The following is a 24,198-nucleotide window of genomic DNA, read 5'->3' on the forward strand; positions in this document are numbered from 1 at the left end:
ACTTAATATGTCAGAATTTAAACCAATGAAAACCTTGAGTGAAGTCATGAACAAACTGCGTGAGCGCGGGATCCACTCGGAGTTTAGAATGAATGAAAAAGGAGAGATGGTGCTAGACCAAGGAACCGAAACGTTTGAGCCCACAGATCTTATTATTGTTAGATCCTACCGATTTGAAGGGGATAGCAATCCTGATGACAATGCCGTTTTGTATGTAGCCCAAGAAAAGGGTGGACGTCGTGGAATATTGATTGATTCCTACGGGGCCGAGAGCAATTACCCAGGAGAAGAGTTTGATAATTTTATTCGAGAGATTTGCACGGAGGAAGATGAATCCTTGAATTTTGATGCTCTATAATTCAAGGATTTTATAAACGAGAGCTAGGAAGGAGTAATGCTGTGCATTATTCCTTCTTTTTTTTCTTGAACACCTGGAAAAGGCCCTTTTTCTTTGGCTTCTCCTTCTTAGCATTGATTTTCTCGTTCAATTCTTTCTTCACGTTTTGAACGTCTGATTTTACCGCTTCCACCGTGTTTTTGGTGGTTTCCATTGTTTTCTTTGCCGCGACTTCTTGTTTTTCCACATTGGTTCCAATCAAAGTCTTTTTAAGCCCTTCTTGAATTCCTTGCCAGAAAAAATTGAAAAAGGATTTGGTCTGGTCGCGCTGTACATCATCGACCGATACCGTTTCCGGATAGACTCCAGAATTGGATTTTACGAGGAGATTGGCCACTGCGGATAAGAGTTTATCCTTTTCTCCTGTACTCTTAAGGATCGAAACTTTAAGGTTCTGATGCTTCATCTGTACATTTCCGTTCAAAAGGGATCGATTCCCAGTAAAAGCAAAATCGAGCTCTTTGATATACCCTGTTGTTTGTATTTTCAAATAAGGTTCTACAAAACTATTTATACTTGAGGCGGGAAGTTCTGAAACACTTCCTTGGATCGAAAATTGATCGTTAGAGGAGCCTGTATCCAGCTTCCAATTTACGACCATGGGAGACACGTCCATAAATCGCGTATGAATGGTAATGGGTATTTGAGTGGATTTCGTCTGTCCTGAATTTAGATTGTCTAAATGCAGGTTTAAGTTTCCGAACACCAATTTTCCTGGACCGTCACTCTTTTTAGTGTCTTCTTCATAGACCAATCTTGAATCCACGATGTCTAGGTTTTGGATATGCAGTGGGATCTTTATTTTTCGAAGTAGAGCCGAATACATTGGTTTTATGGTGAGGTCATCCGGGGGAATTTTGCTTCGGAAGATCGAGGCATCCACACCACTTAATTTCAAACTAGCTCCCTCCACGAATTTTTTATCCTGAAGAAGTTCTAGGCGACCTTTAAATTGAATTTTTTTCACGCTGAGGTCGTACAAGTCTTTCTCAACCGGAATCCTAGAAATAAACTGAACCCTGGAAACCAGAGGTTTGTATTCGAAATTCTCGATTTGAAGTCCGTAATTCGTCCAAGAGAGTGGTCCCGTTTTCAAGCGGTAAGTCTTATTTAAATTGGAATGGTACTGCGCAAAGGAAATGTCGTATTTGCCTATTACGAAAGGAACTTTCTTTTTGGAACTTTCCTTAGTAATCTTAAAATCGAATAGGTTTGCGGCTATTCCTTTGATTGTTTGAGAGTTTCCTTCTTTCACGAGGTCCAAATTGGAATCTTTAAGTGAGATCTTCTTAATGGTTAAAGGGAAATCGAGTCCTGTAATCGGCGCTGGTTTTTTAGGGTTTTTTGTGGAAGGTAAATAGACCTTAAGGTCTGCTCCTTGCACAAGAAGGGAGTTTGCGGTTAAGGCGAGTTTTCGGTTAATGAATTCCCAAGATTCAAGCGAAAGGCTTACGAGGTTTAACTTGCCTTCGGTCTGTGCTTTCGCTAGGTTCGTAGAGGCCTTGGTAAATCGTAAATTTTGTAAATCTACTTTCTTCGGATCCACCTTCGCACTTGCAATGTGCAGGTTTTGGTTGTCATTTTGAACTCTAAGGTCTTTGGCAGAAATCAAAAAGTCAGCATAAGTGAATGGAATTCTCCCTTGCGCTGATTTTTCGTCCATCCGTAGTTTATGGATCTCCAAATCAAGCTGTCCGGCAGAGAAAGCGGTCAGCCCGTTTGGCTTTAACAGATTTACCTTGGCATTTTTTAGTTCCACATCTTGCAAGTCGAGAATAAATTGGAAAGGTTTTTTCTCAGCCTTTACGGCGGACCTATTGGATCGGATTGTGATGACAGGGTCTATAAATTCAGCTCTAGACAAAGAGAACGTGTTTTTTTTAAGGGCTAAATCACTAAAGTTTAACTCACGGGACTTCACAGAAAGCAAGTTTGGCTTTTTTGGATACAATGTTAAAAAGTTTTCATAGCTGACAGAAGGCACCAATTCAAATCCTTTAATGCTCATTTTCCCGTCTTTCGTCGTGATATGGTTTGCTTGAATTGCATAAAGCTCCTCGAGTTGGAAATAAAACTTATTTCCCTGTATGTCGTACTTGTCGAAGACAACGGGAAGCTTATTTTCAATTCCTTTTTCTGACAGTTGAAGATTTATGACTTGCAAGTTCAGATCTTCCACCTCTAGAAATCTTTCCCCTGCGGGCTTGATGACTTTAATATTGCCGTTTTCTATGGTAATATTTCGAAACGGCATCGGACTTCTTTTTTTTCCGGTTTTGCTATCTCTTGGTTTGGCTAAGGTGACTTGTAAGTTAGGGGAGTTTAACACTAACGAGGAGGCCTGAATGGATCTTCCCGTGACGGCCTTCCAAATTCCGAGCTGACTAACGTAAACCGATTTTACGCTTCCGTTTAGGCCTATTACGTCCTTGTTCGCCGGGTTTTTAGATGCGATTTCTAAATTTTCAAGGTGAACGGACCCATTCCCGAGTTCCACGTTGAGAGACTCATAGGAAAGGATATAATCAGAATTGTTTTGGATATAAGTGGGTAACTTATACTTCAAAAATAAGTTGAATCCAAGGTTTATTAGTACGACGGCAAGAGCGAGTAGCCCTACCGTGAGTAAAATTCTTCGGACGTTTTTTTTATTCGTCATGGATAAGAGCACTTGTGTTTAGAACAAAAATAATAGCTATTCTCTTGCCAATCCCTATTCTTTTCCTATTTCTTTGAAATAATTCTTATTCTTTTTTCGTTTCTAATGCAATGACAAATCCTTCGTGTGCTCGCACGTTTAAAACAGAGCCGCCTTCAAAGGCTAGATACTGGCCTTTTATTCCTTTTAGGACCGAAGTAAAGGAGGCCTTTTTCTCGAGTGAGATCGTAGTTACCTTTTCGGGAGCTTCGTAAGGATAGTCTAGTTTCCAGAGATCCTGTTCTGCATTAAAGAATTTCGCATATTCAGTGGGGAACAGCTCCCTAACTTCACTTCTGAACTTTGTAAGATCGAGATCGTCTTCATACTCGTCCTTAAGCATTCTTCGGTAGTTGGTTTTATCAGACAATTTCGACTTGAGAGCGACCTCAATCATTCCGGCCTCATATCGATTTTCTGTTCTCGCAATAGGAAGGGCAAAAGTAGCTCCTTGGTCAATCCACCGAGTGGGAACCTGCGACTCCCGTGTTACGCCGACTTTGACCTCCCCTGTATAGGCTAAATAGACGATGTGAGGCACGAGTTGAATTGATTTTTCCACTTCGAGGTCTCTTTCTCCTTCCCCCAGATGGGCTTTGGATAGTTCAGGACGAATAATGGACTCACTCGTGTAAGGACTTTCAAAGAAGCATTTTTTGCAAAAGCCCATTCTAAAAATTTTCTCCTCACGCTGGCAGTTTACGCATTGATAGCCAAGGTGCGATATTTCTACAGATTTGCCAATCAAAGAATTCATATGAATGAGATCGTGCGATAGGTTGAGGTAGTATTGAATGGGGCTCGCGTTTTGAGCGATCATTTTTATTAGTTGGCCTTCAAAGTGCATTTCGTAAATTTTAAGTAAAAGTAAGGATTAAAGATTTGCCATGCTAAATTTCTTATTTTTGTAGCTAAATACCCGCTATGACTTATTTAGTAACCGGTGGAAGTGGATTCATTGGATCGCACCTTATCGAGACTTTACTCAAAAATGGACATTCTGTCATTAATGTTGACAATTTCGACGATTTTTATGACTATAAAATAAAAGTTCAAAATACTTTATTATCCCTTGGTAGAGACACTGAATTTGCATTTGAATCTAAAGAAGCCGATTTAGATAAACTTCAGACTCAGGTTCTGTCTGAAAATTATCGTTTAGCGGTAGTGGACATAAGAGACCTAGAATCCCTTCGAGAACTATTTCGTCAGGTTCCTCTTCAGGCCGTTATTCATTTGGCTGCGCTCGCTGGCGTTCGCCCCAGCATCGAAAACCCAATTGAATACCAGCAAGTAAACGTTATCGGCACGACAAATTTGTGGGAACTATGCAAGGAGTTTGGAATTAAAAAGTTTTTAAACGCCTCCTCCTCTAGTGTCTATGGAAACAACAAGAAAGTTCCGTTTACAGAGACGGATGCAGTGGATTTGCCAATTTCCCCTTATGCGGCTAGCAAACGAAGCACGGAAATTTTAGGGCATGTATACCATCATTTGTATGGAATGGATATGATCCATTTGAGGTTCTTTACCGTCTATGGGCCCCGTCAAAGGCCGGATTTAGCCATTCATAAATTCGCTCAGTTGATTCAAAATAAAGAGGAAATACCTTTTTTTGGAGAGGGAGAGACCTCGAGAGATTACACGTATATAGAGGATATCATTGATGGGATTATAAAGGCTCTAGGCTATCTCGAAGCCCGTTCCCCCCTCTATGAGATTGTAAATTTAGGAGAGAACCAGGTCGTTTCACTAAATGAGATGGTAGGGACCCTAGAATCCACCTTGGAGATCAAAGCACAGAAAAAGCAATTGCCAATGCAGCCGGGTGATGTGGAAAGGACGCATGCCAATATTGACAAAGCAAAGGCGTTAATGGACTATTCCCCGGGCACAAACTTCCAAAATGGCATAAAAAAATTTGTGGAATGGTTTTTGAGAAAACCTCTCCAATAGTCTGTAAATAGGGTGTAATCGTACTTTTTCGAATTACTCTTTTCCCAAATGGAAAATAAAAGAGTAAAAAGATTGAAAATCAGTCATAAAAAAGACAATACCATCATCTATTTTTATACTTTTGCAAAAATTTTATAAATACTAAAAATATGTATTGGACATTAGAATTAGCTTCTTATTTAAGTGATGCCCCTTGGCCAATGACCAAAGCGGAACTTATTGACTACGCGATCCGTACCGGAGCGCCGATGGAAGTAGTGGAAAACCTTCAGGCTATCGAAGACGAAGGGGAAATCTATGAATCCATCGAAGAGGTGTGGAGCGACTATCCCACCGACGAGGATTTCCTTTGGAACGAGGACGAATACTAAAGAAATAAGGCTTTAGGCATAATGCTTAAAGCTTTTTTAGAATTATATCACCAAAAGAGTGCCCTAGCGCTCAAAAAGTTTGTGACCCCTGGGGTCCACAGTTAAATATTGAAAATATGAGTTTTTTAGACCAAGTGCTTAAAGGGTTTTTAGGAGATAAAAACGCAAAAGACCTTAAAGAAGTAAAGAAAGTAGTAGCGAAAATTAAAGCTGCAGAACCGAGTATTAAGGAATTAAGCGATCAGGAATTACGAGCGAAAACGCAAGAATTCAAAGAGCTATTAAAATCAGGCACTCAATCGATCACAGAGGAAGTACACAAACTTGAAGAGCAAATTAAATCCTCGACAAACATTGACGAGAAAGAAGGGATGTTCACTCAGATTGAAACCCTTAAGAAAGAATCTTATCAAGTAGAGGAAAAAATACTAGAATCCATTTTGCCAGAAGCGTTTGTAGTCGTGAAAGAAACGGCAAGACGTTGGGCTGAAAATGGAGAAATTCGCGTTGCTGCGCTCGATTGGGACAAGAACTTAGCGGAAAATAAAGATTTCGTTGAGATTCAGGGAGAAGAGGCGGTTTGGAAAAACCAATGGAACGCGCACGGTACTCCTGTCGTTTGGGACATGGTCCATTACGATGTACAGTTTATTGGAGGGGTCGTTCTTCACAGTGGAAAAATCGCAGAGATGGCTACTGGGGAAGGGAAAACCTTAGTGGGTACCTTACCGATTTACTTGAACGCTCTTTCAGGAAGAGGGGTACACGTAGTAACTGTGAACGATTACTTAGCGAAAAGAGACTCCGCATGGATGGGACCTATCTATCAATTCCACGGACTGTCCATCGATTGTATTGACAACCATCAACCGAATTCCGACGGAAGACGTAGTGCTTACAACTCCGATATTACCTACGGAACCAATAACGAGTTTGGATTTGACTACCTCCGAGATAACATGGTTACTTCTCCTTCAGAGTTAGTACAAAGAGAACTTAATTTTGCAATCGTCGATGAGGTGGATTCCGTCTTAGTAGACGATGCAAGAACACCTTTAATTATTTCCGGTCCGGTTCCTCAGGGAGATCGTCAGGAGTTTGACGTTTTAAAACCTGCCGTAGACCGCATTGTCTCCGTACAAAAGCAAACCATTACGCATATTTTTAACGAGGCCAAGAAACTGATTGCTGCAGGGAAAAATAAAGAAGGAGGATTCAAACTTCTTCAGGCCTATAGAGGACTTCCAAAATCAAGACCTTTAATTAAATTCTTATCCGAAACAGGAAACAAAGCGCTACTTCAAAAAACGGAAGCGCAGTACATGCAGGATAACAACCGCGATATGCCAAAGGTGGATCAAGATCTTTATTTCGTAATTGATGAGAAGAACAATCAAATTGATTTAACGGATAAGGGAGTTGAATATCTTTCGACCGGTGTAGAGGACAAAGATTTCTTCGTTTTAGAAGATATCGGTACTGAGATCGCAGAATTAGAAGCGAAAAACTTAGATAAAGACGCTGAATTTGCAGCGAAAGAAGATCTTTTCAGAAGATTTGCTGAAAAATCAGAGCGTGTGCATACCTTAAGTCAGCTTTTGAAAGCGTATACGCTTTTTGAGAAAGACGATGAGTATGTTGTGATTGATGGAGAAGTGAAAATTGTCGATGAGCAAACCGGACGTATTATGGACGGACGTCGCTATTCCGATGGACTTCACCAAGCGATCGAAGCGAAAGAAAATGTAAAAATTGAAGCGGCGACTCAAACCTTTGCGACGGTGACCTTGCAGAACTTCTTCCGTATGTACAACAAACTTGCGGGGATGACCGGTACAGCCGAAACGGAAGCAGGAGAGCTTTGGGAAATTTATAAATTAGACGTGGTGGTGATTCCAACCAACCGTCCTATTCAAAGAGACGACCGTCAGGATCTCGTGTTCAAAACGAACCGTGAGAAATACAATGCAGTGATTGAAGAGATTGAAAAATTAACGGCTCAAGGTCGACCTATACTAGTGGGTACAACCTCGATTGATATTTCACAACTTCTTTCAAGAGCTCTTCAACTTAGAAAAATCAATCACCAAGTTCTGAACGCAAAGCTTCACAAAAAAGAAGCGGAAGTCGTGGCAGAAGCGGGGCGTCCGGGTCAAGTGACCATTGCAACCAATATGGCAGGTAGAGGTACCGACATTAAGCTGGTTCAATCCGTGAAAGAAGCAGGAGGTTTAGCGATTATCGGTACGGAACGTCACGATTCTAGACGTGTAGACAGACAGTTAAGAGGTCGTGCGGGACGTCAGGGAGATCCAGGTAGTTCTCAGTTCTACGTTTCGCTTGAAGACAATTTAATGCGTCTATTTGGTTCGGAAAGAATTGCGAAAATGATGGACCGCATGGGTCATAAAGAAGGAGAAGTGATTCAGCATTCAATGATTACGAAGTCTATTGAAAGAGCACAGAAGAAAGTGGAAGAGAATAACTTTGGTATTCGTAAAAGACTCCTTGAGTATGACGATGTCATGAACAAGCAAAGAGATGTGATATATAAAAAGAGAAAGAATGCTCTTTTTGGAGACCACCTTAAGTTCGACATTACCAACATGATTTTTGATGTCTCTCAGACGATTGTAAACAAAACGAAACTTCAAGGAGATTACAAAGAATTCGAATATGAGATCATTCGAAGCTTCACGATGGAAGCCCCGGTTTCAGAAAGCGATTTCAAGAGCAAAACCAATGCGCAGTTAATTCAAATTGTCTTTGAAGCAGCAGAAGAGGACTATAAAAATAGATTGGAACTACTAAAAGAGAAAACTTTCCCAATCATTGAGAATGTATACAAAAACCAAGGTAGCATGTTCAAAATGATTCAAGTTCCGTTTAGCGATGGACTTAAATCGATTACCATTGTAACCGATCTTGAGAAAGCGCACGAAACCAAATGCCAGAGTCTCATTGAAGATTTCGAGAAAAACATAACCTTGTCTATTATTGACGAAAACTGGAAATTGCATTTGCGCGAGATGGATGATCTTAGAAGATCTTCTCAAGGTGCGGTGTATGAACAAAAGGATCCCCTTGTCATTTACAAACAGGAATCTTTTTACCTTTTCAGTGAAATGGTAGAGAAGATTAACATGGAAACCATTTCCTTCTTATACAAAGGAGAAATTCCAAGCTAAATTTCAAAGGAATAGATAGAACCCAGGCGCTGAAATGCCTGGGTTTTCTGTTTTTAGCCTGATCCCCCTAGGAACGAAGGTCCGGAATTCTGGTTTCCACGGAGTTTGCCTTACTTTTCTGGCGGATTGTAAGGATATGATTTTATTTTTTAGTAATTTTATTGTCTCAATTGTAAAACAAAATGGCATTAATAAACTTATCAAATCAAGTCGCATTAGGCGTTGATATCGGGGGTACCAATACGAAATATGGACTCGTAAATCACCGCGGTGAAATTTTAGGCAAAGGCCGAATTAAGACCGAGGACTATAAAACGCCGCAAGAACTAGTCGATGCACTTTATCTAGCTATCAAACCTCTAATCGAGGAGCATTGTTCCGATAACAAATCGTTTGAAGGAATCGGTGTAGGCGCTCCGAATGCAAATTATTATCGTGGCACCATCGAGCATGCTCCTAATTTGAAATGGAAAGGCGTGATTCCTTTTGCAGAGATGATGACCGAAAAATTTGGTGTTCCGTGTAAAATGACTAACGATGCAAATGCCGCCGCTTTAGGAGAAATGCTATACGGCGCTGCGCGAGGAATGAAAGATTTCATTATGGTTACCTTGGGTACAGGAGTAGGAAGTGGGATTGTATGTGGAGGAAGACTGGTCTATGGACACGACGGTTTTGCCGGTGAACTTGGGCATACGATTGTGAAGCCTAACGGTAGAAAGCATTGGAGTACAGGGTCGGAAGGCGCATTAGAGTCTTACGCTTCGGCAACAGGCATCGCCATTACCGCAAAGAAAATGCGAGCGGAATTTCCAGAATCTCTTCTGAATCAATATGCGGAAGAAGATATTAATTCAAAAACGGTACATGAGTGTGCATTGAAGGGAGACCCAACTGCTATTGAAGTTTTCCGCTATACAGGACAAAAATTAGGGGAATCCTTGGCAAACTTTGTCATGTTTTCTTCTCCTCAAGCCATACTGCTTTTCGGAGGTGTGATTCAAGCAGGAGACTTCATTTTGAAACCTACAAAACTCCATATGGAAAGGAATCTACTTCCAATATTCAGAAGCAAAGTGAGACTGGTCTTCAGTGAATTGAACGAAGCGGACGCGGCCATCCTAGGTGCCAGTGCGCTGGTTTGGGAAAACAGTTTGTAATCCCTTCTTTTAATCCCGAAAGGATCTTTACAATTTGAGAAGTCCCAATTATAGTGAGGTGAGAAGGACTCAGGACACTTTAGAGGGCAAGAAATTATTTTTTTAAAACAATGGAATCTGAGAATTTTGAAACAATCGTATTTGGCGGTGGATGTTTTTGGTGTGTAGAGAGCTGTTTTAACCTGTTGAAAGGAGTTGATAAAGCGATTTCCGGATATAGTGGAGGGCATGTTCCAAACCCTACATACGAAGCGGTTTGTACGGGCGAGACTGGCCATGCGGAGGTTGTAAAACTAATTTACGATCCAAAAATTATTTCTTTTGAACAGCTTATGGAAGTGTTTTTCTTTTTGCACGATCCCACGCAGCTTAATCGTCAAGGAAATGACATAGGAACGCAATACCGATCAATCGTATTTTATGATTCGCCTGAGCAAAAACAGAGCATTGAAAAAGCGTTGGAGCGATCTAAGGCCGAGGGAAAATGGGCAGGAGACTACGTCACGAAAGTTGAACCCCTTGCGGAGTTTTACCCTGCGGAGACTTACCATCAAGGCTATTACTGGGAGAATCCAAGTACGCCCTATTGCAGCGCGGTCGTAGGACCTAAAATTGCGAAATTCAATGCCTATTTTGGGCAAAAGGGAATGCTAAGAGAGGAAGTGTAAACAAATACAACGAATTAATTACAGGGAAAGTGTTAAGCTTTCCCTTTTTTCATTTCACTGTGCGGTATTCCATCTTCTAGATAGGATTTACCCGTAGGCTCAAATCCAAAATCCGCATAAAATTGTAAGAGATAGTCCTGCGCAGAAATGCAGACCGTTTCGGTTTTAAAATTGGTAGAAATAGCCTCTAGGCTCCTAGTTATCAACTGTTTTCCAAGTCCGATTCCTCGGAAATTCTTCGCTGTTATTACGCGGCCTATTGAGGCCTCAGGGTATTTTAGACCCGGGGCAAACACTCGACAATACGCTGCAATCTCATCATTAGATTCGGCCCATAAATGCAGTGCATTTTGATCATCAAAGTCCATGTCTTGGTAGAGACATTGTTGTTCAAGAACGAAAACCTCCGCTCTAGCGGCCAAGATTTTGTAAAGTTCTGATGTCTGCAACTCCTCAAACGATTTGCAGTGCCAAGTGAAATTAGTCATCAAATCGAACTTTGTTTTTCACGAGCATTTGATTGGTTTGCTCGATATACGAGAGAACCTCGTCTCCTCCTACTTTTTTTTCTGCAGAGGTAATGAACATATGGGGAAGGTCTTCCCATAGTTCAAGCATACTCGCTCTGTAGGCTTCTACATTTTTGTTGACGTTGCCAGCCGATAGTTTATCAGCTTTGGTAAACACGACGGAAAAAGGGATTTGACTCTCTCCTAGCCATTGCATGAATTCCAAGTCTATTTTTTGGGGTGTGTGCCTTACATCGACAAGGACGAACAGGTTAACCAAATTCACTCGGTTCAGTACATAATTCGTGATCAGTTTTTCAAAGTCTTTTCGTTTCACTTTTGAGACTTTTGCATATCCATAACCGGGTAAGTCGGTTAGATACCACTGTTCATTAATTAGGAAGTGATTGATTAGCTGAGTTTTTCCAGGGGTTTGCGAGGTTTTCGCAAGATCCTTGTGGTTCATCATCGCATTAATTAGCGAGGACTTTCCTACGTTGGATCGGCCAATAAAGGCATATTCTGCACGATTCGGTTCTGGACATTCCTGCCATTTGGAAGAACTTTTTAAAAACTCGGCGGATTTGATTATCATGGTAAGTCTGTGTTCAAAGGTTTGTATTTAGAACCTACTGGGGTTCTATTAAAAAAGGAAGCAAAAAACTTCCTTTTCTAATTATTTATTTTTCAGCCATTCGTATAAGAGGGAATTGAATTCGTCTGGTTTTTCCATCATGGCCGCATGGCCACATTTGTCAATCCAAAATAAATCCGAATTCGGTATTAAGCGATCCATTTCAACAGCCACTTCGGGCGGCGTCACGGAATCTTGCTTCCCCCAAATGATACAGGTAGGGGCTGTGATTTTATGAAGTTCGGTCTCCATGTTGTGTTTGATTGCACTGCGTGCAAGCATCACAGTTTTAATTCCCTTGCCTCGGTCGTTTACGATAGAGAAGACTTCGTCCACAAGTTCGTCCGTGGCCACCTCTGGGTCGTAAAAGACTTCTTGGGCTTTTGCCTTCATGTAATCCCGGTCGCTTTTTCGAGGAAAGCTATCGCCAAAGGATCTTTCGTAGAGTCCGGAACTGCCCGTAAGAACAAGATGCTTTACAAGATCGGGTCTAGAGAGTGTGAGTATTAAACCCACATGTCCTCCCATGGAGTTTCCAACTACGGTGGCCGGTTCCCCTACTTGTTCTTCAATAAATTTCGCAACGTATTTCGCGATGCTCGTCAAATTGGTGTTAAGTACGGGTAGATCGTAAATGGGTAGTTCAGGAAAGTAAACTTTAAATCCTCTTGAAGAAAAGTAAGATATGAGACTTGTGAAATTACTCAGCCCACCCATCAGACCCTGCAACAGGACGATAGGATGACCCTCGCCTTCCATAATATAGGAAAATTTTTTTTCTTTTTTGGTTTTAAATAACATATAACGCTTGATAGCTAAAGCAAAAGTACAAATTTAAGAAAACATATGACGATAAAATCATACCGATTAAAAATAAGAAAAATGCTCTAAAGTAAATTACCCTTTTTTGAAAAATATTTCTTCAATTTCCACTTTTGGCTTAAGGTCTTTTAAATCAAAGGCTTAGTTCTTAAGTTAAAAGTTATAAACATTAAGTCAAAAAGTGGGAAAAAGTGGGAGCTTTTGGAAATAATTATATAAATTTGTCCCAAATGAAGAATTTTATTGGCACATACGAATGCAAAATTGATGACAAAGGTCGTCTGAAAGTGCCTTCATCGCTTGCAAAGCAGATGGAGGGATTTGAAGGAGAGACCTTTGTCATTAAACGCTCTGTGTTCCAAAATTGTCTGGAAGTTTACCCTTTAACCTACTGGGATAAGTTGATGGGCAAAATTAATAAACTGAATCGTTTTGTAAAAAAGAATGCGGATTTCATCCGAATGTTCACAGCTGGCGTAAAAACCGTGCAGCTAGATAGTGCAGGAAGAATCCAAATATCAAAAGACTTGACCGTGTTTGCAGGACTTCGAAAAGAAGTGGTTGTAACCAGTGCGGGTGAGCTTTTTGAGGTTTGGGATAAGCAGGCCTATGAAGAAGTGATTTCCACTACCCAAGAAGATTTCGCAAATCTTGCACAAGAGGTAATGGGAGATCAAGGTTTAGAAGATATTGAATTAGAATAAAGCGCTAAGAGCCAGAAAAAAGATGGAAAACGAATACCATAGTCCAGTGCTTTTAAAGCAAAGTGTCGATGAGTTAGTCACCGACCCTGACGGAGTTTATATAGACTGCACTTTTGGAGGTGGGGGGCATTCGCGTGAGATTTTGGCTCGTCTTTCTTCAAAAGGAAAACTTTATAGTTTTGATCAGGACTTGGATGCTCTTGCCAATCGAATTCCGGACGATCGATTTACCCTCGTGAATCAAAACTTTCGATTTCTTGAAAACGCCATGCTAATGTATGGAGTTTCACAAGTAAGTGGGGTTCTAGCAGATTTAGGCGTTTCCTCCCATCAATTTGATGAAGGAAAACGCGGTTTTTCGATTCGAAGCGAAGCACCTTTAGACATGAGAATGAATGTGATGCAGAGTCTCGATGCGAAGAAAGTAATCAACGAATACGAAGAAGAAGCTCTAGCGGACCTCTTCTACAATTACGGGGAACTAAGAGATGCAAGAAAGTTAGCGCGTGTCATCGTGAACCAAAGAAAAGAGAAATCAATTGAAACAACTGAGGATCTTAAGGCACTTTTTGCCTTTATTCCTGCTTTTAAGCAGAACAAGTTCTTCGCCCAAGTATTTCAAGCCATTCGAATTGAAGTGAACCAAGAATTAGACGCTTTAAAAGAGATGCTTCTTCAAGCGCACCGGGTGCTAAAGCCGCAAGGTCGCCTTGTAGTAATTTCTTACCATTCTCTTGAAGATCGACTTGTAAAGCGATTTTTGAAGAATGGAAAATTTGAAGGTGAGCCTGTGAGAGATGTGTATGGAAATTACGACAAAGTATTTGAGCTTTTGAGAAATAAAGCGGTTGTGCCTTCTGAGGAAGAAATTGAATCCAACTCAAGAGCACGAAGCGCAAAGATGCGCACAGGAATTAAATTATAAACAAAAAGGCAGTTTCAACTGACATTTAAGTAAAATATGGCCAAGAAGCGCGCATATCAGTCCAAGAAAAAACTAACCTTCATAGACATTGTCAAGGGGAATTTTCTCAATAGAGATGAAATTAAAGCGCACTATAAATATTTTTTGTTGCTCTTCTTTCTTTTGATCAGTATGATTTATAGCAACCATCTTGTAAATCAGAAAATTGAGAAAGTAAATGCACTAAAGGAAGCGAGTGAAGAATACAAATCACGAAACGCCTATGCACAGAGCAGACTTATTAAAGTAAAGATGGAATCGGAATTAGGAAAAGAAATGATAACAGACTCTTTAATGACCCTAGAGAGTCACCCACATAAACTACTAATAAAACTCGACTCAACCCATGCAGAGAAATAATGAGTACGACATTAAACGCAAAAGAACCTTACGGTGGGGGTATTTCTTCACCTTCGTTGCTATTGTTACTTTCGTCGTGTTTCTCTTTCGGATTGTTGTACTTCAAAATACCAATGTTGAGGAGATTAAAGAGGATTATATTAGTAAAAACTATCGGGAAGCCGTCTTAAAAGCAGCTCGTGGAAATCTTTACGCGGCGGACGGCTCAATCCTCGCAACCACCGTCATGCGGTACGACATTTATCTTGATTTCAAAGTAATCCGGGATACGACTTACAGCAATAATATTGGCCCTTTAACAGATTCTTTAAGTCTGATGTTTGGAAAGCCGAGAACGTATTTTCGTCAAAAGTTTGATGCGCAGCGTAAGAAGGAAAATCAATATTTCAGTCTGGTGAAAGGACTCGATTTCGATGAGTACGATCGGATTCGCAAATTCCCTCTATTTGAGAAAGGGAAAAACCGTGGCGGTTTTATTGTGGATCGAAATTACCGTCGTGAACTGGCCACATCCGAAATTGGAGCAGGAACCATTGGAATGGACAATGGAAAGTATCAGTCCGGTCTAGAGGGAGCGTTTTCGAAGTTCCTTAGTGGAAAGGACGGTAAGCGTCTAGAACAACGAATTAATTCTTCGCAGTGGAAACCCATTGATTATTGGAAAGTTCATGAGCCGGTCGATGGACAGGACGTGTACACGACATTGGATCTTAGAATCCAGGACATTGCAAATTCAGCGCTGGAAAAGCAGTTAATTGAATTTGATGCAGATCACGGAAGTGTGATCGTAATGGAAGTGAAAACGGGGAAGGTTCGTGCGATGGTGAATTTGCGACGAACAGAACCTGGAGTTTATGTAGATGCTTATAACTATGCACTGAAAGATGCCACGGAACCCGGTTCAACCTTTAAAACGGTGTCTCTGCTCGCGGCAATGGATGATGGATTTATAGACGAAGAAACGACGGTTGATGTCGGCAATGGCTCTTGGGTCTACGCCGGGCAACCTGTAAGTGACGATCATGGTGGTGGCGTTTACGATATAAGTGAAGTGCTTGCAAAATCAAGCAACGTAGGTTCTGCGAAGCTCATCACTAAGTTTTATGGAGACAATCCTGAAGTGTTCCTAGATCATTTGCGTCGTTGGAAGCTGTTTGATAAAATGGACATTGAACTGCCAGGCATTACGAGACCTTTTATTCAAACGCCTCAGAGTGATCGTTGGAGCAAAGGAGCTTTGGCTTCTATTTCGTTTGGCTATGCAGTTCGATTAAATACATTGCAACTTGCAACCTTTTATAATGGAATTGCAAACGGTGGCAAAATGGTAAAACCTTTGTTTATTGACAAAGTGATGAAAGATGGGCATGTTTTCTTTGAAGCACAGCCAGAGGTCTTGGTAAATAAGATGGCCTCTCAGAAAGCCATTCAAATGATGACTTCCGCACTCACGAAAGCTGTTGAAAAGGGAACTGCGCGAAGCATCTTTACACCGAATCTAAGTATGGCAGGAAAAACGGGAACGGCAAGGTTTGAATACTGGAAACCAGGACCGAGTAAATATCAAGCCTCTTTTGGAGGGTTTTACCCGGCGGACAATCCCAAGTACACCTGCTTCGTCGTTGTAAATCAACCGGACAAGTCTAAAAGTTACTACGGGAGTACTGTAGCAGCTCCTGTATTTAAAGAAATTGCAGGAAAGACCTTTCTTAAAACACCGCAAAACATTGAGAAGGAACTTCTTGTGGATAAGAAAGTGGACTTAAGCAAATTAACACGCGTCGAACCCAAAGTGGCCGTTCGTGGAGGCGTGATGCCAAGTGTAGTGGGATTAATTGGAAAAAATGTGATCCCTGCGTTGGAAAACCAAGGGTATCGAGTGGATTATAAAGGGGTAGGTCGAATCAAAGAGCAGTTCCCCTTAGAAGGAAGAGCCCTTAACAAAGACCAAAGAATTTATTTGACGCTTCAAAATTAGAGTAGATGACCATGACTTTACAAAATTTATTAAATGGAATTTCCGTTTTAGACCTAAAGGGACCTTCGTCCTTTGAGGTGGAGAGTCTTTGGTTTGATAGTCGAGCTGTAGGTCGAAACTCCGTTTATGTGGCGCTAAGAGGACAAGTCGTGGACGGTCATTCCTTTATTGATCAGGCCATTTACGAAGGAGCGAAAGGGGTCGTGTGTGAAGAGATTCCAGCGAAAGTCGAGGAGTCTGTTTGTTACATACGAGTCAAAGACAGCGCCGAAGTCCTTGCCCTTTTAGCCTCTAACTTTTATGGGAATCCTTCCTCGAAGTTAACCCTTGTAGGAGTCACAGGAACCAACGGAAAAACCTCGGTGGCGACCTTGCTTCACGAAGTGTTTTCCCAAATGCTTTACCCTTGCCTTCTGCTGTCTACAGTAGAGAACCGAATTGGTAATAAGGTGATCAAGGCAACGCATACAACTCCGGATGTGGTAGCGGTCAATCGACTCTTAGCGGAAGCTGTGGAGGAAGGTTGCGAGTTTGCATTTATGGAGGTGAGTTCGCATGGAATCGACCAAAAGAGAACGTTTGGACTCGATTTCAAAATTGCAGCCTTTACCAACATTACGCATGACCATTTGGATTATCACCAAACCTTTGCAAACTATATAAAAGCAAAGCAAAAACTTTTTGATACGCTAGGCTCGGATTCTACTGCCCTATTCAATGCGGACGATAAGAACGGATCGATTATGGTTCAAAATACGAAAGCCAAAAGAGTTTCTTTTGGACTTAAAAATATAGCGGACTACCAGGCCAAAATTTTAGAAGCGGACTTTAATGGAATGCTTTTAACGTTTGAAGGAAGAGAAGTTTGGACCACACTCACAGGAAAATTTAATGCTTCAAACCTTTTACTGGTTTACAGTATTGCAGCAGAACTGGGTTTAGACAAGCAAGCAATTCTTCAAGCTATCTCTACGCTTAAAAGGGTAAATGGTCGTTTTGAAACGTTAAGGTCCCCCCAAGGAATTTATTTTGTGGTGGATTACGCGCATACGCCTGATGCTTTAGAAAATGTTCTTTCAAGCATAAATGAAATTCGGACCAAGAACGAAAGACTCATTACGGTCTTTGGGTGTGGTGGAGATCGAGACAAAACCAAGCGTCCTGAAATGGGAAAGATTGCCACGCGAAATTCAACTCTTGCCATTCTGACCTCAGACAATCCACGAACGGAGGATCCCGAACTCATTCTAAAGGATATTGAGAATGGAATTGAACCGCAGAATTACAGTAAGTACACGGTCATTCAAGACCGCAAACAAGCTATAAAAATGGCTATAAAATTTGCCGAGCCAGGGGACATCGTTCTGGTGGCTGGCAAAGGACATGAAACCTATCAAGACGTTTCTGGAGTGAAGCATCATTTTGACGACAAGGAAGTGATTTCAGAGTTAATAAAAATTATGGATAAATAAAGAAGGCGCATGTTATATTATTTGTACGAATACCTTACGGCCAACGGAATTCATATTCCGGGACTTAATCTATTGAAATACATCTCATTTCGGGCTTCGATTTCGGTGTTGACTTCGCTATTTATTGCTTTGGTCTTTGGTAAGAAGATCATCAATTTCCTTCGCCGTCGCCAGATGGGGGAGCTAGTTAGAGACCTTGGACTTGAGGGGCAAAAACAGAAGGAGGGAACTCCTACGATGGGGGGACTTATTATTATCGTGGCCACCGTCATTCCTGTGCTTCTTTTTACACAAGTCTTTAATGTCTACATTCTTCTGCTTCTGATTTCAGTGGTTTGGATGGGTGCAATTGGCTTTGTAGATGATTATTTGAAGAAAATTAAAAAGAACAAAGACGGCCTCAGTGGGAAATTCAAGGTCATTGGACAAGTGGGACTGGGACTCATCGTAGGGGTAACTATGTTTTTCCACCCGGATGTGACCGTTAAACGTAAATATGCGGATGCGCAAATCTTAAATAGAAATAATGTGGAGCAAAACTTTATGCCCACAGAGAAATCAACCGTATCCACAGTACCTTTTGTGAAAAACAATGAGTTTGATTACACGGGGATGCTTTTTTGGATGGACGAAGCGGACGCTGAAAAATGGGCATGGCTTGTCTTTATTCCCATTGTAATTTTTATTGTCACGGCAGTATCAAATGGCGCCAATATAACCGATGGAATTGACGGCCTCGCGGCCGGTACCAGTGCGGTCATCTTATTAACCTTGGCCTTTTTAGCGTATTTGTCCGGGAACATCATTTTTGCGGATTATTTGAACATCATGTTCTTACCCGATATGGGGGAGGCCACGATTTTTGCCATTGCCATGGTTGGAGCGGTGATTGGATTCTTCTGGTATAACACCTATCCGGCGCAGGTATTTATGGGAGACACAGGAAGTTTGATGATTGGGGGAGTGATTGCTGTGCTTGCGGTGATCTTAAGAAAGGAACTGTTAATTCCCGTATTGTGTGGGATTTTCGTCCTTGAAAACCTATCGGTCGTCTTGCAGGTCTCGGTTTTTAAATACCGAAAAAGAAAATATGGGTTAGAATATGCGCAAAACAATCGATTCCTTAAAATGAGTCCTTTGCACCACCACTATCAGAAAAGTGGATACCATGAAAGTAAAATCGTGAATCGAATGATTATCATTGGAGTAATTCTGGCCATCGTTTGTTTAATCACACTCAAAATTAGATAACGAGATGAGAGTTGTAGTTTTAGGAGGAGGAGAAAGCGGTTTTGGAGCTGCGTATTTAGCCAAGAAGAAAGGGCTGGAAGTTTTTCTTTCAGACCAAGGTGAGATACGTGAAAACTATAAGAAACTTTTGATCGAAAATCAGATCGATTTTGAGGAAGGACAGCATACGGAGGAAAAGATTTTAAATGCGGACTGGATTGTGAAAAGTCCAGGGATCCCAAAAAAAGCAGAGATTGTTTTCAAAATCAATCAAAAAGGAATTCGGCTGTCTTCAGAAATCGAATTTGCTTCTGAGTATACAAAGGCGAAAATTATTGCGATCACTGGAAGCAACGGCAAGACGACCACGACCTCACTAGTTTACCATCTTCTTAAAAATGATGGTTTCAATGTAGGACTTGGAGGCAATATTGGAAGTAGTTTTGCGCGTCAAGTCGCAGAGCAAAATTATGACTACTATGTTTTGGAAGTGAGTTCGTTTCAGTTGGATGATATACAGAACTTTAGACCCTTTATATCTCTGCTTTTGAATCTCTCAAAAGACCATTTGGATCAGTACAATTACAATTACGAGGAGTATGCACTAGCCAAATTTAGAATTGCAGAGAACCAACAGAACGACAACTTTTTCATCTACAATCGAGATGATGAAATGAGCCTTAACCTACTCGAGAAATTGTCTGTGAAAGCCAAAATGCTTCCTTTCTCAATGAAAGAAGTTCTTTCCGAGGGTGCTTATACGCAAGGAGACAAGATGGTTGTGAAATTCCAGGACGAATTTTCGATTAAGATTGAGGATTTATCCCTTATGGGGAATCACAATGTAGCGAATAGTCTTGCCGCTTCCCTTGCAGGGAAAGTACTTAATATAAGCAACGAAAGTATACGCAATTCCCTTATGAGCTTTCAAGCCGTAGAACATAGACTTGAGGAAGTCACCGTTCAAAAAGGAGTGCGCTATATCAACGACTCCAAAGCGACCAATGTGAACGCTACCTATTATGCATTAGAAAGCATGAAGAATCCTACGATTTGGATTGTAGGCGGTACAGATAAAGGGAACGACTATACCGAGATTGAGAAGCTTGTAAAGCAGAAAGTAAAGGCAGTGGTCTGCATGGGATTAGACAACCAAAAGATCATTGACTTTTTTAAAGATAAAATGGAGTTCATCTACGATACCTCTAGTATGAAACAAGCGATGGCCATTTGCAAATCACTTGCAGAACCTGGAGATACCGTTTTGCTTTCGCCCTGTTGTGCGAGCTACGATTTGTTTGATAATTATCAAGATCGGGGCAATCAATTTAAAGAAGAAGCGTTGAAAATAAATAACAAGTAAGAAATGCGCGAGCCAGAAACCGAAAACAAATTTGAATATCTAAAGGGCGATAAAGTGCTTTGGATTGTGATTATTTTGATTTCAGCCTTTTCGATTTTCCCGGTGTATTCTGCAAGTTCAAACTTGGAATACATTGTGAACTCAGGGACGACGACGAGTCATTTGACCCGTCATGTACTCTTTGTGGTGGGAGGGCTTGTGCTCATGAGAGCGGTAGGGCTTTTCAAATACGAGCATATAGGGAAGTTAAGTGCCTTTTTACTCGGCATTATGGTGATACTTCTGGTCTTTACAATTTTAAGTGGAAATACCATTGACGGAGCCAGTGCCGCAAGGTGGCTAAAGATCCCAGGAACCTCACTTTCGTTTCAACCCTCGTCGATTGCTTACTTAATGCTAATCATTTACTTGTGTCGCTATTTGACCAAGAAGATTCACAGGGACCGTCGTTGGTACGAGAACGTTCTCTATATTTTTGGCCCTATTCTACTTGTCTTTCTACTTGTGGCAAGAGATAATGGGTCGACGGCCTTAATGATCTTAATGGTGTCCATTGGTGTCCTCGTGATTGGGCAATTGCATTGGAAATACATTGCAGGCTTTATATCCTCGTCTGTGATTCTGGGAATGCTTTTTATTTTGGTTGCCTTGAACACCAATTTAATGGGCGGGAATAGGGTTCACACTTGGATGAGCAGAATTGAAACGTTCACCTCATCAAAAACGGATGTCGATATGGACTCCGAAGAGATGAAAACCAAGAATTACCAGGTCATGCAAGCCAAAGCAGCTATCGTGCATGGCGGTCTGACGGGAATGGGTCCGGGTAAAAGTGCTCTCAAGCAAATGCTTCCTCAAAGTGCCTCGGATTTTATATTCGCCATCATTGTCGAAGAATATGGGTTTATAGGAGCCACCATGCTTATTGTCCTCTACCTCATCATGATCATCCGGATTGTGATGATTGCCAGTAAGATGCCTGCCTTTTTCGGCTCTTTATTAGTGCTGGCCGTAGGGCTTATGATCTTTGTGCAATTGAGTGTCAATATAGCTGTGGCTATTAATTTAATACCTGTAACAGGGCAACCTTTGCCCCTAATAAGTTATGGAGGAACCTCCATGTTAGTGACCTATTTGCAGTTAGGACTAGTCTTAAATGTAAGTGCCCGAATTCAGGTTTATGATGAAGAAGGCATTGGAAAGAAACAAAGTGTAGAAGAAATCAATGACATTGCATAGAATGGAAAAGAAAATGAAAGTCATATTAAGCGGTGGTGGAACAGGAGGGCATATCTTTCCTGCAATCGCAATTGCGGAGGAAATCAAAAAACGCTTTCCTCAGGCTGAATTTTTGTTTCTTGGCGCCAATGGAAAAATGGAGATGGAAAAGGTACCACAGCTTGGGTACCGCATTGAAGGACTTGATATTGTAGGCTTTAATCGGGGAAATTTACTCTCCAATTTTAAACTTCCATTCCAACTCTATTCTAGTATTGAAAAAGCAAAATCAATTGTAAAAAAATTCAATCCTGATTTTGCCGTAGGAACGGGAGGGTTTGCAAGTGGACCAGCGCTCTATGCCGCCACAAGACTCGGAGTACCCACCTTTATTCAAGAGCAAAATGCGCACGCAGGAGTTACCAATAAGATCCTTAGCAAAAGTGCATCTCTTATTTTTACGGCCTATCCAAATGTGAAAGGCTTTCCCGAAGAGAAAACTCGATTTTTGGGCAATCCGATTCGAGAGAGTATTTTAAATGGACTCGAAGAAAGAAGCCTAGCCAAACAGAAGCTCGGGTTAGATCCAAGCAAGCTTACCCTTTTATCTGTGGGAGGCTCCCTTGGTTCGCACACGATCAACCAAGCTTGGCTTGAAAACCTGCCTTTGCTTCTAGAAAAGGACTATCAACTGATTTGGCAAACCGGTAAATCGGAATTTCAAACCATTGAGAAGCAAACCAGTCCCTATACAAGTCGAAATTTGCAAGCGGTCGAGTTTATAAAAGGCATGGAACTAGCCTATTCCGCAGCGGATGTAATCGTCTCTAGAGCAGGGGCCATTGCCATTTCTGAACTTGCAGTGGTCGGGAAACCGATGATTTTGATCCCCTTCCCTTTTGCGGCGGAAGACCATCAAACCGCAAATGCACTACGACTGGTAGAGAAGAAAGCAGCTCTCATGGTAAAAGACAGTGAGATGAAGGAAAAGTTTTGGCCCACCTTGCTAGATCTCTGTGAAAAGGAGCAGGTACGAGAAGAAATGAGTAAGAATTTGGAGTTTTTCGCAAAGAGAACGGCCGCAAAAGATATTGTAGATACAATTTTGACTAAGGTAAATAGAGCATAGAAATGAAATTAACTGAGAAATATAACGTCGTCTATTTTGTAGGTATTGGAGGCATCGGAATGAGTGCCTTGGCTCGCTATTTCCAGGCTTCAAACCTTCGGGTACTAGGCTATGACAAGACCTCAACGGTGCTCACTGAGAAACTAGCCGAAGAGGGAATGGAAATCTCATTCGAGGATGAAATTTTCCCTGCGGTTCGTGCACTAGATAAGGAATCGACCCTTGTCATTTATACCCCCGCAATTAAGTCTTTACAAATCTTAGACTATTTTGAGAAAAGTGGGTTTGAGGTCATTAAGCGTGCGAAAGCACTCGGTTTAATTACAAAGGCTACCGAATCGTTAGCGATTGCAGGAACCCACGGAAAAACGACAACGTCCACACTAGTGGCTCATTTATGCAAAGAGGCAAATTTGCCATTTTCTTGTTTCCTTGGAGGAATCTCAGAAAACTTTAAGTCTAATTTTTATTATAACGGGGATCAAATTAGCGTGGTTGAGGCTGACGAATTTGACCGTAGTTTTTTAAGTCTCTCCCCGGACTGGGCTATTATCACTTCAAATGATGCCGATCATTTGGATATCTATGGAGACCGCAAAGCCATGGAACAAGGTTTCTGTGAATTTGCAAAACTGCTTCCAAGCGATCAGCGGTTGTTTGTAAGAAAAGGAGTCGAGGTAGATCGTAGCTGCCTACGCTATGCGGTCAACGAAGAGGCAGATTTTTACTCAAATAATTTGAGAATCGAGGAGGGTCTGATGCATTTTGATTTTCATCATAAGGAGCAAACTTGGGAATTCTCTTGGAGCATCCCAGGAACGCACAATGTAGAAAATGCAACCGCCGCGATTGCGCTTTTGTTTGAGATGGGAGTGGATATTGAGGTTTTGAAAAAAGGACTTCAAAGCTTTAAAGGAATCAAAAGACGCTATACGTTAACTCATTTTGCTTCTGGAAAGCATTATATAGACGACTATGCGCATCACCCGACGGAGCTCAATGCGGTGCTTAGTTCGATCCGAACTTTTTATCCTGATAAAAAGCTGCTTGTGGTGTTTCAGCCTCATTTATATAGCAGAACACGAGATTTTGAATCGGAATTTGCAAAGAGCTTAGAGAATAGTGATTCTTTGCTTCTACTGGATATTTATCCGGCAAGGGAAAGAGCGGAAGATTTTCCAGGGGTAAGCTCAAAGGCTCTACTCGAAAAGATTCAGCATTTGGATAAACAGCAAAGTTCATTAGAAGAGGCCTTAGAAATAATAAAAACCAAAGAATTTGATATTCTAGTCACTGTAGGGGCTGGAAACATTGATCGCTTGTTTGATCCCATCACCAAGTGGATGGAAAAGAGTCAGGCAGAAGCATAAAGGAATA

21 protein-coding genes are annotated in these 24,198 nt (G+C 41.3%); 16 read left to right on the plus strand and 5 right to left on the minus strand.

Annotation, left to right across the window (positions count from 1 at the left end; translation table 11 throughout):
- Positions 1-7: 7 nt before the first annotated feature.
- The gene (locus tag AC3IRX_RS07330; RefSeq protein ID WP_489209329.1) at positions 8-358 is read left to right on the plus strand and encodes a hypothetical protein; all 351 of its coding nucleotides are present in this window, start codon (positions 8-10) and stop codon (positions 356-358) included.
- Positions 359-404: 46 nt separating this feature from the next.
- On the opposite strand, the gene AC3IRX_RS07335 is transcribed toward AC3IRX_RS07330, so the two are convergent.
- Both AC3IRX_RS07335 and AC3IRX_RS07340 read right to left on the minus strand, forming a co-directional pair.
- On the minus strand, positions 405-3,056 hold the full coding sequence (locus AC3IRX_RS07335) for an AsmA family protein (protein WP_489209331.1): 2,652 nt from the start codon (positions 3,054-3,056) through the stop codon (positions 405-407).
- Positions 3,057-3,141: 85 nt separating this feature from the next.
- Positions 3,142-3,942 (minus strand): DUF2797 domain-containing protein, encoded by an 801-nt coding sequence (locus AC3IRX_RS07340; protein ID WP_489209332.1) that lies wholly within the window; start codon positions 3,940-3,942, stop codon positions 3,142-3,144.
- A gap of 77 nt (positions 3,943-4,019) precedes the next feature.
- Here AC3IRX_RS07340 and AC3IRX_RS07345 point away from each other — a divergent pair, with 77 nt between their 5' ends.
- From AC3IRX_RS07345 to msrA, 5 genes are all read left to right on the plus strand, one after another.
- Positions 4,020-5,051: a GDP-mannose 4,6-dehydratase gene (locus AC3IRX_RS07345; RefSeq protein WP_489209333.1), complete on the plus strand. Its 1,032-nt coding sequence runs from the start codon at positions 4,020-4,022 to the stop codon at positions 5,049-5,051.
- Between the two features lie 149 nt (positions 5,052-5,200).
- Positions 5,201-5,422: a DUF2795 domain-containing protein gene (locus tag AC3IRX_RS07350; RefSeq protein WP_002662059.1), complete on the plus strand. Its 222-nt coding sequence runs from the start codon at positions 5,201-5,203 to the stop codon at positions 5,420-5,422.
- A gap of 116 nt (positions 5,423-5,538) precedes the next feature.
- On the plus strand, positions 5,539-8,610 hold the full coding sequence (secA, locus tag AC3IRX_RS07355; protein ID WP_489209336.1) for a preprotein translocase subunit SecA: 3,072 nt from the start codon (positions 5,539-5,541) through the stop codon (positions 8,608-8,610).
- Positions 8,611-8,792: 182 nt separating this feature from the next.
- Positions 8,793-9,770, plus strand: coding sequence for an ROK family protein (locus tag AC3IRX_RS07360; protein ID WP_489209337.1), 978 nt, complete (start codon positions 8,793-8,795; stop codon positions 9,768-9,770).
- Between the two features lie 110 nt (positions 9,771-9,880).
- Positions 9,881-10,438: a peptide-methionine (S)-S-oxide reductase MsrA gene (gene msrA, locus AC3IRX_RS07365; RefSeq protein ID WP_489209339.1), complete on the plus strand. Its 558-nt coding sequence runs from the start codon at positions 9,881-9,883 to the stop codon at positions 10,436-10,438.
- Between the two features lie 32 nt (positions 10,439-10,470).
- Here the strand turns inward: msrA and AC3IRX_RS07370 are convergent, their stop codons facing one another.
- The 3 genes from AC3IRX_RS07370 to AC3IRX_RS07380 all read right to left on the minus strand — a co-directional run bounded on the left by AC3IRX_RS07370 (position 10,471) and on the right by AC3IRX_RS07380 (position 12,382).
- Complete coding sequence (locus AC3IRX_RS07370) at positions 10,471-10,926, minus strand: GNAT family N-acetyltransferase (RefSeq protein WP_489209341.1); 456 nt, start codon at positions 10,924-10,926, stop codon at positions 10,471-10,473.
- On the minus strand, positions 10,919-11,542 hold the full coding sequence (gene yihA / locus AC3IRX_RS07375; protein WP_459082922.1) for a ribosome biogenesis GTP-binding protein YihA/YsxC: 624 nt from the start codon (positions 11,540-11,542) through the stop codon (positions 10,919-10,921). The genes AC3IRX_RS07370 and yihA overlap by 8 nt, the downstream gene beginning before the upstream one ends.
- Before the next feature lie 81 nt (positions 11,543-11,623).
- Positions 11,624-12,382, minus strand: coding sequence for an alpha/beta fold hydrolase (locus AC3IRX_RS07380; RefSeq protein ID WP_489209343.1), 759 nt, complete (start codon positions 12,380-12,382; stop codon positions 11,624-11,626).
- Positions 12,383-12,633: 251 nt separating this feature from the next.
- On the opposite strand from AC3IRX_RS07380, the gene mraZ reads away from it, so the two are divergent.
- From mraZ to murC, 10 genes are read left to right on the plus strand one after another with little or no spacing between them, the layout of a single operon-like run.
- Positions 12,634-13,107 (plus strand): division/cell wall cluster transcriptional repressor MraZ, encoded by a 474-nt coding sequence (gene mraZ, locus AC3IRX_RS07385; RefSeq protein WP_489209345.1) that lies wholly within the window; start codon positions 12,634-12,636, stop codon positions 13,105-13,107.
- A gap of 22 nt (positions 13,108-13,129) precedes the next feature.
- A complete protein-coding gene (gene rsmH, locus AC3IRX_RS07390) occupies positions 13,130-14,032 on the plus strand; it encodes a 16S rRNA (cytosine(1402)-N(4))-methyltransferase RsmH (RefSeq protein WP_489209347.1) in 903 nt (300 codons plus the stop codon).
- 36 nt (positions 14,033-14,068) lie between these two features.
- A complete protein-coding gene (locus tag AC3IRX_RS07395) occupies positions 14,069-14,431 on the plus strand; it encodes an FtsL-like putative cell division protein (protein ID WP_489209349.1) in 363 nt (120 codons plus the stop codon).
- Positions 14,418-16,409, plus strand: coding sequence for a penicillin-binding transpeptidase domain-containing protein (locus AC3IRX_RS07400; protein WP_489209350.1), 1,992 nt, complete (start codon positions 14,418-14,420; stop codon positions 16,407-16,409). The genes AC3IRX_RS07395 and AC3IRX_RS07400 overlap by 14 nt, the downstream gene beginning before the upstream one ends.
- Before the next feature lie 11 nt (positions 16,410-16,420).
- Complete coding sequence (locus tag AC3IRX_RS07405; RefSeq protein WP_489209351.1) at positions 16,421-17,881, plus strand: UDP-N-acetylmuramoyl-L-alanyl-D-glutamate--2,6-diaminopimelate ligase; 1,461 nt, start codon at positions 16,421-16,423, stop codon at positions 17,879-17,881.
- 9 nt (positions 17,882-17,890) lie between these two features.
- Positions 17,891-19,132 (plus strand): phospho-N-acetylmuramoyl-pentapeptide-transferase, encoded by a 1,242-nt coding sequence (mraY, locus tag AC3IRX_RS07410; protein WP_489209352.1) that lies wholly within the window; start codon positions 17,891-17,893, stop codon positions 19,130-19,132.
- A 4-nt stretch (positions 19,133-19,136) separates the two neighbouring features.
- Positions 19,137-20,474, plus strand: coding sequence for a UDP-N-acetylmuramoyl-L-alanine--D-glutamate ligase (gene murD / locus AC3IRX_RS07415; RefSeq protein WP_489209353.1), 1,338 nt, complete (start codon positions 19,137-19,139; stop codon positions 20,472-20,474).
- 3 nt (positions 20,475-20,477) lie between these two features.
- Positions 20,478-21,713, plus strand: a complete 1,236-nt coding sequence (locus tag AC3IRX_RS07420; protein WP_489209355.1) for an FtsW/RodA/SpoVE family cell cycle protein — start codon at positions 20,478-20,480, stop codon at positions 21,711-21,713.
- Between the two features lie 13 nt (positions 21,714-21,726).
- Positions 21,727-22,821 carry an undecaprenyldiphospho-muramoylpentapeptide beta-N-acetylglucosaminyltransferase gene (gene murG, locus AC3IRX_RS07425; protein WP_489209357.1) on the plus strand — a complete coding sequence of 365 codons (1,095 nt, stop codon included), beginning with the start codon at positions 21,727-21,729 and terminating at the stop codon, positions 22,819-22,821.
- Between the two features lie 2 nt (positions 22,822-22,823).
- On the plus strand, positions 22,824-24,191 hold the full coding sequence (gene murC, locus AC3IRX_RS07430; protein ID WP_489209359.1) for a UDP-N-acetylmuramate--L-alanine ligase: 1,368 nt from the start codon (positions 22,824-22,826) through the stop codon (positions 24,189-24,191).
- Positions 24,192-24,198 lie beyond the last annotated feature (7 nt).

Source organism: Epilithonimonas sp. KH_059, from assembly GCF_057838485.1.